The 14,352-nt window shown below is 67.0% G+C and carries 13 protein-coding genes; 1 reads left to right on the forward strand and 12 read right to left on the reverse strand.

The features are described 5' to 3' along the window. Positions 1–9: 9 nt before the first annotated feature. From casB to cas3, 3 genes are all read right to left on the reverse strand, one after another. Positions 10–678 carry a type I-E CRISPR-associated protein Cse2/CasB gene (gene casB / locus ACWIGU_RS39820; RefSeq protein WP_454406705.1) on the reverse strand — a complete coding sequence of 223 codons (669 nt, stop codon included), beginning with the start codon at positions 676–678 and terminating at the stop codon, positions 10–12. An 88-nt stretch (positions 679–766) separates the two neighbouring features. After that, positions 767–2,335, reverse strand: coding sequence for a type I-E CRISPR-associated protein Cse1/CasA (gene casA / locus ACWIGU_RS39825; RefSeq protein WP_454406706.1), 1,569 nt, complete (start codon positions 2,333–2,335; stop codon positions 767–769). 199 nt (positions 2,336–2,534) lie between these two features. Then, positions 2,535–5,351 carry a CRISPR-associated helicase Cas3' gene (cas3, locus tag ACWIGU_RS39830; RefSeq protein WP_454406707.1) on the reverse strand — a complete coding sequence of 939 codons (2,817 nt, stop codon included), beginning with the start codon at positions 5,349–5,351 and terminating at the stop codon, positions 2,535–2,537. A gap of 1,878 nt (positions 5,352–7,229) precedes the next feature. On the opposite strand from cas3, the gene ACWIGU_RS39835 reads away from it, so the two are divergent. Further along, positions 7,230–7,652, forward strand: a complete 423-nt coding sequence (locus ACWIGU_RS39835; protein WP_454406708.1) for a hypothetical protein — start codon at positions 7,230–7,232, stop codon at positions 7,650–7,652. Between the two features lie 438 nt (positions 7,653–8,090). Here ACWIGU_RS39835 and ACWIGU_RS39840 read toward each other — a convergent pair whose 3' ends face one another. From ACWIGU_RS39840 to ACWIGU_RS39880, 9 genes are all read right to left on the reverse strand, one after another. Continuing rightward, positions 8,091–8,900 carry an aminoglycoside phosphotransferase gene (locus ACWIGU_RS39840; protein WP_454406710.1) on the reverse strand — a complete coding sequence of 270 codons (810 nt, stop codon included), beginning with the start codon at positions 8,898–8,900 and terminating at the stop codon, positions 8,091–8,093. An 83-nt stretch (positions 8,901–8,983) separates the two neighbouring features. Beyond that, entirely contained in the window at positions 8,984–9,196 is a 213-nt protein-coding gene (locus ACWIGU_RS39845) for a hypothetical protein (RefSeq protein WP_266667547.1), read from the reverse strand. After that, on the reverse strand, positions 9,193–10,308 hold the full coding sequence (locus tag ACWIGU_RS39850; protein ID WP_454406711.1) for a radical SAM protein: 1,116 nt from the start codon (positions 10,306–10,308) through the stop codon (positions 9,193–9,195). The genes ACWIGU_RS39845 and ACWIGU_RS39850 overlap by 4 nt, the downstream gene beginning before the upstream one ends. A 181-nt stretch (positions 10,309–10,489) precedes the next feature. Then, positions 10,490–10,693 carry a hypothetical protein gene (locus ACWIGU_RS39855; protein ID WP_454406712.1) on the reverse strand — a complete coding sequence of 68 codons (204 nt, stop codon included), beginning with the start codon at positions 10,691–10,693 and terminating at the stop codon, positions 10,490–10,492. Further along, positions 10,690–11,028 carry a DUF6415 family natural product biosynthesis protein gene (locus tag ACWIGU_RS39860; RefSeq protein WP_454406713.1) on the reverse strand — a complete coding sequence of 113 codons (339 nt, stop codon included), beginning with the start codon at positions 11,026–11,028 and terminating at the stop codon, positions 10,690–10,692. The genes ACWIGU_RS39855 and ACWIGU_RS39860 overlap by 4 nt, the downstream gene beginning before the upstream one ends. Continuing rightward, positions 11,025–11,489, reverse strand: coding sequence for a hypothetical protein (locus ACWIGU_RS39865; RefSeq protein WP_454406714.1), 465 nt, complete (start codon positions 11,487–11,489; stop codon positions 11,025–11,027). Before ACWIGU_RS39865 ends, ACWIGU_RS39860 begins: the two co-directional genes overlap by 4 nt. An 87-nt stretch (positions 11,490–11,576) precedes the next feature. Beyond that, positions 11,577–12,419 (reverse strand): helix-turn-helix domain-containing protein, encoded by an 843-nt coding sequence (locus ACWIGU_RS39870; RefSeq protein WP_399682580.1) that lies wholly within the window; start codon positions 12,417–12,419, stop codon positions 11,577–11,579. After that, entirely contained in the window at positions 12,416–13,156 is a 741-nt protein-coding gene (locus ACWIGU_RS39875; RefSeq protein ID WP_454406715.1) for a DUF6879 family protein, read from the reverse strand. The genes ACWIGU_RS39870 and ACWIGU_RS39875 overlap by 4 nt, the downstream gene beginning before the upstream one ends. Before the next feature lie 307 nt (positions 13,157–13,463). Next, positions 13,464–13,943, reverse strand: a complete 480-nt coding sequence (locus ACWIGU_RS39880; protein ID WP_454406716.1) for a hypothetical protein — start codon at positions 13,941–13,943, stop codon at positions 13,464–13,466. Positions 13,944–14,352: the final 409 nt, after the last annotated feature.

The raw sequence follows: 14,352 nt of genomic DNA on the forward strand, positions 1-14,352 counted from the left end.
GGGATTCGGCTACGGGGCCGCGGGAGCCTGCGCGTGTTCGGCGGTATCTGCCTGCTCGGCGGTGAACTGCTCGGTTCGCAAGCGACGGCGGTAGAAGGACTGGAGCCAACGGCGTGCTACGCGCTGCCGGTTGGTCTCCCACGCTCGAAGATCCGCCAGGAGGCGGACCCAGTCGCCGATGTCGAGTCGACTGTCCAGCAGTCGCATCACGGGCGGCAGATGGCGGTGCAGGCCGCCTGTGCTCTGTCGGGTCAGGAGCTGCAGCTTCGCCTCGGCTCCGCTCTCCCTGATGCTCCCCTTGTCCACAGCATCGGCGAGGCATTCGCCGAGCGTGCGCGGGCTCGTCCTGCTGCGCTGCGCCGGAACCGCGGGGTCTGTGGGGTTCTTGTCGTCAGACTGCGAGGCAGGTGCCGCAGCGATCATGGATGCGATCGCGTAATAGGGACGTTCACTCTCGTAGCCGCGGTCCTTCTCCGGGACAAGACCGGCGACGACCCAGTGCATCCGCTCGCAGCGATCGACGGGCTTGCCCAGCCCACTGCGCAGTGCTGCCCGCGCGCCAGGTGACTCACGGCAGATGTGCCGAACCTGCGCAACGAAGCGATATTCGTCGGCATAACGGCCGGAATCGGGTTGAGCTGTGGCCGTCGGCGGCGGAGCGGGATCGGGAGTACTCATGTCGCTCTCTCCTGTGTCGTGTGGTCTGGCTGTAGGTCCTTGAGGGCGCGTTGCGACGGGTGCTGTGTTCGCTGGAACAGGCGGCGGCTCAGTCGCCGGACGGCGTCGCGGCCGGGCGGCGTCCTCCCGGGGCCGTGGCGCCTTTCTTCTGTCGCCGCCCGCCATACAGGTCGAGGCGTGCGTGCTCAACGGCACGCGCCCCCCGGGACGTTGTGGTGTAGCCGGCCGTCACCTGATCGAAGGTGCGCTCGGCCAGACGCCGGAACTCCGTCCAGGCCTCGTCGAAGTCCTCCGCACGCAGCCGGCGCCAAAAGACCTCCTCTGCAGAAGGCCAGTAGCTGGCAGCGGCGTGTTCGCTCCAGGCGCAGTCCGCCATTTTGGAGTCGTTGATCGTTGCCCAAGCCCTCTTGACCGCCGTCGCGAGCCGCTGCCCGTAGGTCACACCAGCCGTGCGGAGGTCGCCGATGCTGCGCGCCACCTCGGGACGCCTGTGCTCCATGAGGCCGAGCAGCGGCGGAGTCGACGCCTCGACGAACTGGACGTCCTTGGTCTTGCCGTCCTGCTCGAAGCCCAGGGCCCTGACTCGGAGCTGGTCGACGCCTTCCAGGTCCGCGGCCGTCGAGAAGACTGCCGGTGGTTCGATACGGGTGGAGCCGCTCGGGTCCTTCAGCAGCAGCGCGTCAACGTCTCTCCACAGAGCGCGCCCGGAGTCGGCCGGCCGTGGATACGGGTTGCCCTCCTGGCTGATCTGCCAAATCACGTACGGATCGCGCGTCGAAGGCATCTTCCCGCGGCGCCCCCAGGTGATGTACGCATCGATGACGAACCGGTGGCTGGCGTCGGGCACCAGAAGCAGGGCGTGCTGCCAGCCTCCGGTCAGCCGGGAGGACGGCCCGGCGTAGGAGCCGACAAGGACCGTCGGGTCAGGAAGGTCGTCCTCCTCCCACGGACACAGATCATCTCCGCGGCGCACGTGGCTCTCCGGCGGTGTCAGACCTGCCAGGAGCGACATCCAGAGAGTGTCGCCTTCCGGGTGGTACGACAGACTCGAACGCAGCGGACCAGCACTGGAGTTGGCCTCGCTTGTCTTGCCGACAGTGCGCGTGGCACAGCGTCCTGACGGCCCGTAGTAGTTCCACATCAGCAGGTGGCCCACGGCTTCGGCGGTCGGAAGCGGCAGCGGATCCCCGTCGAAGTGGTGCTCCCACCACACGGTGTTGTTTCCGGCCGGCCGCCCCAGGACCAGCTTGTTCACCCCTGCCGACTTCGGGCACTCGTCCGGCAGCCGGGGATCCTGAAGGAACGGCCGGGATCCGAAGAGATCGAATCGGTCGCGGTATTTCGCGAAGTACGTGTCCACGGCCTCCGCGTCCGGTCCGCTCTCCAGGATGTCCAGCCGCCGGTCCATCCACTCGTCCGGTCCGTGCGGGGCCTCATCCAGTCCCGTCACACGAGCGGTGAGGACATAGAGGATGCGGTACAGGGCGGAAAGCGCCGGTGGGGGGCCGAACGACAGTGTCTTGATCTGGTCAGCCTCGGCCAGCAGCCGCTGAAGACCCACCGCGCCCTGCTGGTACGTCCCTCCGTCCAGGTCCGTGAGACGCAGAATCCCGACCCACGGCTCCGATTTCAGGTCATACCGCATCGACTGATCCATCGGATGTGATCACTCCTCACAGACAGGCGGCTCGTACAGCTGGATAAGGTCACTGGGCACGCATCCCTGCGACGGCGGGGGTGAACCATGGAGGAGTGTGAGCCTCAGGCTCCGACCCCTGGTCTCAAGTCCCTGCGCAGGCGGGGGTGTTGGCGTTCCGGAAATCCGACGCTATACCGGATCGGGAAGTGGAGAAGTGTTAATCGCAGAAGAGGCCGAAGCGGTCGTATCGGACCTTCCCCGGCTGCAGCATTCCTGCCCACCGCCCATCCGGCTCCCGTCGCTGGGGCAGGAGCTTCCAGGCACGCAGGACGGCATTCTTGTGCCAGGCGTCGGGGGCTTCGAGAAGGTCGGCAGGCGCCCTCAGCCACCGCCCCGGAACGGGAATCATGTGGTCGGCGACGAGGCGAGCTTGGTTCCTGTCGATCCTCGACTCCCCGGCTAGACCAGGGGCGGGTTCGTGACCGTCCTCGTCCAACGTCCAGACGCCTGGCTGCTGTTCATAGACACACACCACTCGTTCCGCATCAGCCCCCAGCCTGGTGGCGATGAGGTTCTCGCTCACCGGCACCGCCGTCGCACTGAGTAGATGGAGATTGGTGCCCACATCACGGGGAGCCGGAACCCGGACGATGTCGGCGAGCTGGAGTTCGGCTGCCTCTTTGGCCTGCCGGCTGGCATCTGCCGCCCACAGCTGGGCCTGATCATCTTCACTCAGCGCACGCGCGAACTCCTCGGCGTAGACCGCATCGACGAGTTGCTGGACATCACCGGGAACGTTCATGGGGCGACCGTGACGCTCCGCCAGCTGAGCCTGTGTTCGCCACAACAGCGCCTTGTCATAGACGTCGCCCCACTTCGGCGGCACTTCGAACGCGCCAGCAGAGTTGACCGGGTCCAGAACTGCGATGCGGGGGTCACCCGTCGCCCAGGCGGGCCGCTGGGCCTGATGCGGGTCTCCCTGGGGGCTCTTGTGCCGCTGACAACGGCCGGAGCGCTGAATCAGCAGGGCCATCGGAGCAAGATCGGTGACCAACAGGTCGAAGTCCAGATCGAGTGACTGCTCCACGATCTGCGTAGCGACGAGGATCGCGGCCTTCGGGCGCGGGCCCCGTTTGCCGAATGCGGTCTCACAGACTTCGGTGATGGCCCGCCGGTCCCCCGCGCGATAGCGGGAATGCAGCAGGTGCAGATCCGGTGTGTCCATACCGGAGCGTTCTCTGCCGTTCAGCCATGCCTGGATGAACGTGGCGGTCTCCTGGGCCTCAGCAACAGTGGTGCAGCACACGAGTGCTGTGCCCCTGCAGCCATCGACCAGTGGCGACAGAAGGTCCTTCACCACAGCGAGCCGATTCCTCTTGTCGCCCACCGGAACGTCCCGGCAAACCGGGTGGAGTTCGAAGCCGAGGCGCCGCTCGCGCAGACTCGCCACCGCATACGGAGCGCTCACCTCGCCGCTCGCGCCATCGACGTAGATCCACCCGGGATAGTGAGGCTGCGTCTGCTTCGCAGAGAGCGGCTCATAGTTACCGCCTCCCCGCAGGTAAGCCTCGACGAGGGCGCCGGCGGTCCGCCCGGTCAACGTCGCGGACAGCACGACAACCGGCGCGCCCATGGCCCCAAGCCATTCCAGAAGGCGCACCAACAGCGCGTGCATCCAGGGGCCGTAGGAGTGCGCCTCGTCGACCACCAGGACCTTGCCGGACAGAGCAAGCAGCCGCAGAACGTTGTAGCGAACCGGCAGGACGCCGGTCAGAGCCTGGTCGATGGTGAACACACTCAGCGGGGCGAGCATGCCGCGCCGTCGCGCGTACAACCACTGCGCCGCCTCTACGGATGCTCCCGCCGAGGAGACCACCGAATCGGCTACGGCGGCGTCCCCGGCAGCGTCCCGCGCAGATCGAGAACTCAGCCAGGCCATGCTGTGCACTCGCGTCAGCGCCGCATCAGCCTCCAGAGCTCGTTCGGCGAAGGCGCGGATCCGGTCGTACATGGCATCGGCTGTCGCCATCGTCGGCAAGGAAAAACCGATGCCGACAGCGCCCGAGGCCCTCATCAGGATGCTGGCCGCGAACAACGCCGCTTCCGTCTTCCCGTCTCCGGGCGGCGCCGTCACCAACAACAGCCCGGGGCCTTGCACCAGCTTGCGAAGCTCATCGACCAGGGACTGCTGCAGCGGGTTAGGCGAGAACCCGAACATCTCTTCAAAGGACGCCTGACGAACATCCGCCCGCCCCAAACCCGCCTCGCGAACTACCGCCGGAGCATCGTGGGTCGAGCGGATCCAGTGCGCACGCAGCGCCTGGTCATCCGCACCCCAGCCATCAGCGGGAACCCTCTCGGCGATGAAGGACTCCTGACTCGCGAGCCAGTCGGCAATGACCACGATGCCCGCGACCACGACCGCCACCGCGGTGGGCAACGGAGCCGCAGCTGGTGTTTCAGCACCCGTGACTCGTCGCACGGCAGCGGCATGGGCCCGGCACTGGGCTTCCCACTGCCCGGACCCCAGTCCGGGATGCGTCAGTCGTGGCTGCTGCACCTGCCGCGGCGCCAAAGCCTTCCAGAACCAGCCATGATGCCCACCCAGGAGCTGGGCCACCTGATGGCCGACTCCGCGGTGCGCCCGTCGAGGCGGCGCCGGATATCCGAACTCTTCAAAGATTCCGACAAGCGCCCAGTGGGTCGCTTCATCGTGCTGGATATCGTCCCGAACCGCTTCCGGAGTCGGCGCGTACGAGGAGTCGGCGGCCAGCAACCGCGTGTACAGCTCCACACACTTCCGCTGGAACCCCGGGCTGATCTTGCCGAGATCGTGAAGTCCGGCCCAGAAGGGCACGAGCTGCCTCAGCTGATTCGGCTGCATATCCGAGGCAGCACTCAGCCGCTCAGCGGCCGCCCCGCTCAACAGGCGATCCCACAGGGCACCCGCCATCGCAGCCGTGTCCAGTAGATGGCAGATCAGCGGATAGGGCCGCACCAACCCTTGCTCTTTGCCCCATAAGAGGGAATCCACGAGCGCTAAAGTGCGCTCGTCACCACCTGACGACACCGTCGCTCAACCCCCCACCATGCAAGGCGAATAGACCACGCGCATCTCAGCACATGGCACTGACAATCGGCGGACGAAGTTCGCGACGCAGGAGCTGCAAGGCCAGCTGGGCGCGCATCACAAAACGATAACGTCGAGCAAACGTGCTGGTCAAGAAGTGTGGTCCCTGCGCGAGCGGGGGTGAGCCGTGACCTGGCCGGACGGCATCGCCGCCGCCCTCGTGGTCCCTGCGCGAGCGGGGGTGAGCCGCTCATCGACCTGGTCAAGAAGCCGAAGCAGGCGTGGTCCCTGCGCGAGCGGGGGTGAGCCGGGGAACGGCGTCTCGCCCACGCCCAACGGTGTGTGGTCCCTGCGCGAGCGGGGGTGAGTCGGCTGAGCGATGAGCCGCGCCTGCGTGCCGAACGGAACGTGGTCCCTGCGCGAGCGGGGTGAGCCGCCGTTGCCGTTCGCCCCAGCGCTCTACATCGGGGAGTAAGCGGGGAGTGGATCTCAGTAGTGAGCCTTTCCCTAGCAGCCTCAGACCAACGCCAACCAACAGCCTGACCTGCAAGAATCAGAAAACTGCAGATCAGCGACCCAGGGCGGCTTCGCCGCCCGCCGTGGGACGGGTAAATGGGCACAACGAACGCCCCGTAGCCCTTGATCAACACCGCGCCGCGGGGTGGCAACGCAGGAGGCGAGGTCAGCTACCTGCGGTTTTGCCCACACCGGTTCGTATTTACGCGTCAGAAGCTCGCCCGTACTTTCTTCGGGACGAAGGAGCCGTGGGTTCAAATCCCGCCACCCCGGCAGGTGAAACAGGCGAGGGGGCGTTTACCGGGATTCGGTAGGTGACTCACCAGAAATTTCTCTACCGCATCAAGGCCCGCGCACGGCGCGGGCGCGCGCCGCCTCTGCGGCGCGGCCTGCCTCCTGTCTGCGCCCCGGCTGGCCGCGCCCGGCGGCGCGCTGCGTGCATGCGGGCGGAGGGCAGGAAGGCCCGGCCAGGTCCGGCAGGTCATGAGCGGCATCGCTGGGCGGTTTACGTGGCCGGAGCGCGGCCGTCTGCGGCCATAGTCGTAGTGCTGTCGAATCAGGCTGGCGGCGGACGGGGTGGCGTCGGGGCCGGGCGCCGAAGCCGGGCAGAAACGGCCGGCGGGGCGGATCGCCGTACCGACGCCGTCGCGGATGCGGGCGCGTGAGCGGACCATCGCTGAGGAATGGGCTGAGGGGGAGCAGCTACTGCCGCGATGTGTCGGTGGGCGCTCCGCTAAGTGCGGCTCGCTGGGCACCGTAGTGCACATTTCGGTAGCTGGGCCGGGCTGGTTTCCGTCTTATGTCGCACTTGCGAGAGGCCATACCTTGCCCGGATGGGTGGTGAAATAGCTGCGGACGAGTTGGCGTGCATCCGTGAGCTTGTACTGGAGTGGGCCCGCTCGTGGGGAGTGGCTCGTCCGGTTAACGTCCGTGTTGTGTCAACGACGCAAGCGACGGCTGCTGGTTACCTGAATCCTGGAGTGTCCTCACTGTCGATGTCGTGCTACCTAGTGACGCTCGAAGGCGATTTCGAGCTAGTACTCCCCAGCGGGTCCCGCAAGCGAGGTTCATGGGCAGCTCTCCGCATCGATCAGGCTCGGCCGTGCGTGAGGGGCTTTACGGTGCGGCCAAGCGACTGGATTCCCAAGGCGCCACTGGAGACCCTGGGAACCGTTCACGCCATCGACTGCGAGTGAATCGCATGCTCGATAGGACGGGGAACGACAGCCACCTCCGGGGCACGAGCAGCAGAACATCCCCTGACCGCAGATCGAACGAAACACATATCCGCAGCAACGAAACACATGTCTGCAGCGTCGAAGGTGCGTGAATGTATCGCGCCAAGCCGCCGTCCTGCTCTTGAGCGCCGGGCTGTTGCTCTCCGGCTGCTCGTCCTCGTCTGACAACCCGGGCGACGAGGGGTACACCGGCCCCACCCTGCCCGCCCGCACCGCCACGATGGACAAGTGGCAGGAAGGGCCAACAGAGCCCAAGCAGCACAAGCCGTATCCATACGACATTTATACGCACTGCGGGATCAAGTGGGTTAAATTCGGCGGCCGTTGGTGGGTCCTCGACTCCGTGTTCGTCGGTGTCGAGCAAGTCAAGGGGGAGCCGCCCTCACAGAACAGCCAGATGCTCGCCGGCTACATGACCTTGATCGGCCCGGACGCTGCCAACTTCGACGCCGCCGGGATGCCCACGATGCAATTCGTACCGACCAAGGACGAACCGCCGAGCTGCGAATAAAAGGGCGTTCGCCCGCAGCGCGCGGATCAGAAGGTCGCGTGCCACAGCCGTGCCACATCGTGCGGTCAACCACGGTCAATGACGGCTCGGCGCAGTCGAGACGCGCCGTTCACCTGGGCTGCCGCTATAGCCAGAGTGACCTGGGCGCATTCGCTTCGGATCACGTCCGCCCTTACAAGGCAGATGTCGGCGGTTCGAAACCGTCCGCGCCCACCGGGACTAAGTCCCAGGTCACGTGACCTGCATCGGCCCTCTGGAGATCTCTCCAGGGGGCCGATGTCGTTCCCGGAATCCACATGGCGTCCACATCCCCATGTGAGCAAGGCATCTGACGGTTACTCGTCCGAGGCCTCCGACAGGGCCACGCGAGCCCGATCCTCGACAACCTGATCCGCATTGCCGACGCGCTCGGCGTCCCGCTCCGCGACCTCGTCTGACCTACCGTCCCTCGGCCAGATGGTCAGCGAGCAGGGCAGCGTGGCGAGCCATCCTCTGCTTCCACTCGATTGGCGACTGCTCGGAGATCTCGCGCCACAGTGCGGCCGTGGCCATCCCGAATGCTGCGAGCGCTCTGGGCTCGGCGTTGTGCCACGACGGGAACCGGTCGATGAACCTGAGCGCATCCTCAATCGAGTGGCCGGCGTCCATGAGCCGCAGCGCCAGGGCCCCGGGATCGATCCAGGCTGCGCCACGCGTCGGCCACGCCCAGTCGACGAGGCGGGCCCGGCCGGCGGTGATCAGGATGTTGTCAGGGGCGAAGTCGGTGTGGAGCAGCGCCCCGCCGGCGAAGTAGTGCAGTGTTCCGGGCGGCGCATAGTTCTTCCACCGGTCCGCGGCGTCCTTGATGTCGACGTTGGCTGGCGCGCGCACGGCCTGGAGTTCGGCGAGCGCGGCCTGGACGAGTGGGAGGTCCAGGGATCCGGGCGCGTAGTCGGCCTGCCGCCCGTCGACGACCTCATATCCGAGCAGGCTCCACCCCGCGGCCTCCAGATGCCAGAACAGGCGGGGGCAGGAGGCGGGCAGGTGCGGGGCGACGGCGGCCTCGCGGCGCTGCGCGTCGACCTGTTGGTGGTCGACGGGGATGCCCTTGACGAACACCGGACCGGAGTCCGTGTCGAGGACGGAGGCGATGGCGGAGTTCATGCCGCCGGACACCGTCACGGTGTGATGCACGGCGCCGGTCTTGTCGGCGACAGCCCGGCGGGTGTCGACGGGGAGCTGCTCGAAGGCGATGCGGGGGATGGGCACGCGCTGATCCTCGGAGAATGGGGGGATGATGCCGCCCCGGCCAGAGTACGGGCCGGGGCGGCACGGTGGTGCAGGGCCCGGTTCTAGTAGGGCTGGTCGTCGCCGGCCGAGCAGGAGCACTTGGCGCCCTCGGCGGCCACGTCGAGATCGGCGATGATCTGGAACTCATCCGCGCGGATCGGCGTCGCGGTCAGCGGGAGCGGCGGGGTAGCGGTCGCGTGTGCGGGCGGCCGGGTGCTGATGGTGAGCATCACGGGCTCGCGCGGCGGGGCGATGGTGGCGGTGGGCGGTGTCATGATCCGTAACCTCCGTGTTGGCAGTAGAGCTCTCGTCGATCCCCCGCCTCCTGGTAGAGCTTGGCCAGCGGCCGGCACGTTCGGCACGTGCCGACCTTTGTGCAGCCGGAGCAGCCACCGGTGCGGAGCTGTAGGGACACGGCGATCTGGCCGAGCCGAGGGAGGGCATCCAGACCCTCGGTGATCAGGTTCACGCTCGGGTCGCGGCCGGCCTTGCAGATCGACGCGATGCCGTGCGGGTTGACGTGGAAGAAGGTGTGGCCCGCGTTGCAGCCGGTGAAGACGCTGCGCGGAGTGATGTGGCTCTCGGTCTGTGTGGCGAGGGGGTTGGCCTCGCCGTCGATCGTCGGCGACATGTTCGTGAAGACCTGATGCGGGAATCCGTACCGCTTACACAGGGCGATCATGTCGTCGACCTCGTGGGCGTTGTCGTCCGAGACGATGACGTTCAGGCGGACAGGAAGTGCGTCTTCGTGGGCGGCGCCCAGGCCCTTGATGAACCGGCCGAACGCACCGCGGTTCCGGGTGACCTTGTCGTAGGTTTCTGCGGTCGCCCCGTACACGCTGAGGGTGAGCCGGTACGGGCGGTGCCGGGCGAACAGCTCACGGATCGGAGCTTTCCGTAGGGACGAGCCGTTCGAGGAGACCTGCACCATCATGCCCAGCTGGTGGGCGTACTCGTAGGCCGCGCCGAACTCTCGGTCGATGAGGGCCTCGCCGCCCGTGATCTGTAGCCACAGGACGCCGGCGTCGCGCATCGTGCGGAGGAGTTGTTGTTTGCCCTGCCAGCCGAGGCCCTCGAACCGCTTCTCTCCGAGATAGCAGAACTCGCAGTCGTAGTCGCAGCCGAGGTTGATCTCCCAGGATGCTTTCGCGTACCCGTACCCGTACCGGGAGCGCTCGCGGACGAGGAGGTCCGCAGTCAGGGGGCGGTCCAGGGTCAGCCCCCATGCCTGGCGGGCGGCGTCGTGCAGCCAGACCGGGGCGGCGTCCGGCCCGGTGAGGGCGCGGAGCTCGTTGTAGCGGGCCTCAGGGATGCGGACGCCGGAGGGCTGACCGGGGTGCAGGAGGAGGTAGTCACTGAGGAACGGGCTGGCGATCAGTCGGTGCACGAGCGTTCCTTCCGCGGAGGGACGGTGCCGGGTGGACGGGATGGGGAGGAGGTCCGCCGGACGGGGCGGGGACTATGGGGTAGGCGGTTCATGTTGGGCGGGCCGCCCCCACTGCTCGCCATCGGGCGGCCCGCCCTGTCCCGTCGCCGGTCACCTCCAAGCACCCCGGCGGCGGGAGTCTCTAGTCGGCCTGCGTCTCGCCGGGCCGGCGCGGCCAGCTCGTGCCGACGCGGAAGCCGTTGCGCAGCGGGCCGGAGTAGAAGTTCTGGTGTTCGCCGTAGTGCCCGGCCTGGAGCGTGCAGCGCCGCGTGCTTTCGGGTTGGCGGATGAAGCAGATGCCGGGGATCTCGACGTGATCGAGGGGCGCCGTGCGCTTCACGTTCATCGGTCGTCTCCCGCGAACCGCTCGAGGCCGAGCAGCGCGCGCCCCAGTGCGCTCACCGTGAGGGACGCCGCGAGGCAACTCGGGCTCAAGCCGTCGCACAGGATCGCTTCCGCCTCGTCCACCGCGCGCTCCCGTGAGGCGCGCTCCGGCCCGCCGGGCGCGTCCTCGACCTGAGTGGCCACGACCGGTAGCCGTACCTGGATCATCTGCCGGGCCGCCGCGTACAGGTACCGCAGCCGATCAGGGCCGGGGTAGTCGCGCGGCGCGGACAGCGCCGCCCTGATCACCTCGCCTGCCGTGGGCGCCGGCAACGCAGTGCCTCTGAGAACCGTCATCCGAACGCCTCCGCAAGTATGCGGGGCCCGCCGGGACCGAGCGCGGAGGCGAGATGCACGGGGTCGATTAGCCGACCGCGGCCGTCGGGTGCGTGGAGCCAGAACCGGCCGGCAGCGGGGCGCCTCGTGGGTGGGCAGTGCAGGGGCCAACCGGCCGGGTGCACGGTGAGGAGGCGGACGTCGGCCAGCTCCTCGGCGGCGTCGGGCGCGACCAGCCACCATGCGGTGTCGAGGTCGGGGTCGAGGAGGAGCGGCCCGCGGTGTCGTTGTGGGATGCGTCTGAGTACCTGGAGGGCGACGCTGAGCTGTGCCTCCGCGGCAAGCCAGTGGGTGCAGTGGATCGGCGCGAGGCCGTCCATGTCCCACACTTGGTGGGCGAGTTCCGGATGGCGAGCACAGTCGGCGAGCCAGGTGTCACCTGCCTCGCGCGCGGGTGTGGTGGTGCGCGTCGTTGCGGCCATGACCAGGACCGTAGGAGAGCACCTCGTGACCGGGTTGATCGATTGCGCGTGATTGCGTGCGCCCGATCCGCGATTGCAGCGGATTGCTTACGGAGATTCCAGCGAGGCCCGAGCCCGCCCGATGAGGCGGCGCGCATCGCGGCCGTATGCCGCAGCCTCGGTGAGCCAGTCCCACGCCCGCTCGTAGAGACCGATGTCCGCGTCGCCGTCGAGCCACAGTTCCTCGCTGATCGTCTCGACAATGACAAGGCGCCGGTCATAGATCCAGAAGCCGTGCGCCGGGGTGCGCCGGAGCTGCGCTCCCAGAGGAATCACACCGAGCTGGACAGACGCCATCCCGACCACGTTGTACAGCCGGTCGAGCTGGGCCGCCATCACCTCCAGCGAGCACAGCCGTATGAAGAGCGCGCCCTCGGAGACGAGAAACGTGAACGACTTCCCTGGCTCGTACAGCGCCTCTTGCCGCCGGATGCGGGATGCGACCGCCTCATCGATCGACCGGGGGATCTGCCGGAACTCGGCGTTCGCCTCGAACACGGAGCGGGCGTACTCCGGGGTCTGCAACAGACCGGGTATGCGGGCGACTTCGAACGCCCGGATCTCCCGCGTGGCTGACGTCTCGGCGATCGCGAGTTCCTGCCGAGCATGCTGGCCGGCCGAGAGAGTACGCCGCAGCGAGCGGTGTTTCATCTCCAACCCGGCGAGCAGGCCGTGCAGTTCGTGGGCGACATCCGGCCTGCCGACTCCCTCGGCCCACGCCGTGAGGTCCTCGGCGCTGGGGGTCTGCTTCCCGCCCTGTAGACGGGAGACCTTCGAAGGCTGCCACCCCAGTTGCGCGGCGAGGTCCTTGCCCTCCAGACAGGCATCGGCGCGCAGCTCACGCAGCCGCGCGCCGAGGGCCTCTCGTGCCGTTTGAAAGTCCGTGCTCACACGGTGGAACGTACCTGCCTGACGACGTCTTCGGTACGGGCGGCGTGGTGCCATGCGGCATCGCGGGCCTGGCAGGCGCCGAGGGCTTCGGCAGGATCCTCGGTCACGTACACACCAAGGGTGGTGTCGTCCTCGTCGAACGCGAAGCGAGCGACGACGCGGGAGTCGAAGAGCCAGAAGTCGTAGTCCGGCAACCGCAGGTCCTGCGCCTGCGTGCGAGTGAGGTGGCGGATGTCCTCGCCCGCGGCGACGTTCCCGAGTCCGCTGGTGAGGAGGAACTCCTGGCCCTGTGTGGCGGGCTCGTCGAGGAGACGGACGCGCTCGAAGCGCTTGCCCTGCGCGGTCTGGGCCCGGACGTTCTCGCGCCACGAGTTGTCGGGGTCCTGGGTGATGTCCTCGCCCGCGATGAACCGCGCCCACTTGGGACTGTTGCGGTCGGAGGCGTAGCAGCGGCGGGTCTCCAGACGCCAGGCGGTGTGGCGGAACTCGCGGAAGAGGTGGGAGATCTCGCCGAACGGCACCAGTTCGGGCGCAGGGGTGCGAGGGGCGTAGCGAGTGAGGAGCGAGCGGGGTACGCGGACGAACGTCTCGCTTGGCTTCACGTCGCGGAGGGAGACGAGGTGCTGAGGGTCGGTCTCGCGGTCGCCTTGCACGAGGTACTCATCGGTCTCAGGGATCTCGTACAGGGTGGGGCAGTCTCCGTCATCGCTGGTGGTGCCGATGAACCGCAGGGTCATGTCGTCCTCCGTCAGAGGGTGTTGGAGGAACAGCATGCGCCGAGAAGGACGCCAGGATGGCGGCATTGCGGCGGATTGCAGATCAGGGAGGGCACGTTGTGATTGCGCGCAATCAGCCCTGACGAGGGGGTCTCTCTCTCGCACCTGTAGGCGGATCAGGCGACCGCGACCACCTTGACCTTCTCAACGCAATGAAGGTCAAGGTCCTGCACCTGGAGAGGGACGGCATCGCCGCGCAGGCGGAGGAGTCCGCAATCCTCGCGGAGACCGGCGCCGGAGCGCCGGACCCCGTGGGAGCGTCTTCGCTTTAGGCTTGGTCGTCGCTTACTGACAAAGGAGAAGGCGCTCGCTGCATCTTCCGCTTTGCCCTCTTGACTTTAAATGAATATCGAACGGGGCCGTGCGCGAAATCCTCCCCCACTTCGCGATGCAAGTCATCGCGCATTGCCTGAAAAATGAACTCGCGTGCTTTAGCGAACTGTGCCTTTGCGGAGTCGTGCTCCTGAATCCAGTGTTCGCGATCTAGTGCCTTGCGATCCTTCCCCTCCGATGCTTTATTCCAGATAACAAACACACCCGACAGGGCCTGGAGATTTCGGTTCACGTCTTTGAGGGCAGCCGCAATGATCGGATCGTGCGGGGCATCGAGAGACATGGAGTAGCGCGCCTCCTCGAAGGCGTACGCGGCATCCATGACCTTACTCAGATGGTCGCCCGAGAAGTTCCTTTTTCGAAACTCCGCCAGGCATTTTGAAGTTGTTCGATCGAATTTGCTGAAGGAGTGCATGACTGCGACATAAGTTTCACGGCGCGTTTTCCAGAATTCCTGCTCTCTTTTGTACTACGGCAGCTCGTCGAATATTTCGCATAGCGGCCAGGAAGGCTAAGGACCCAGCAATCAATGCGGTCGTAGCCGGGAGGCTGGAAGCTAAAACCGGAATCCATTCCTTGTCCACATCCGTAGTTTGCCGTACGAGCTCCAGGTACGGGAGGGGTTCGGTGCCCGAACACTCAGCCGTGGTCGACGACCTCGCCGCAAGCACCGGAGACCTATGCGCCTCGGCCGAGGAACGACTACTCGGCATCATCGGGCGGCAGCGCGCGCACGCCTCGACGCCCTGGGGGCGGGGCGAGAGGAAAGTTGCCGCGGTGCAGGCCGTGCCACATTCCAGAGGTGGGTGTCGTCGACGCGTGCC

It is taken from the genome of Streptomyces sp. NPDC055400, from assembly GCF_053644375.1.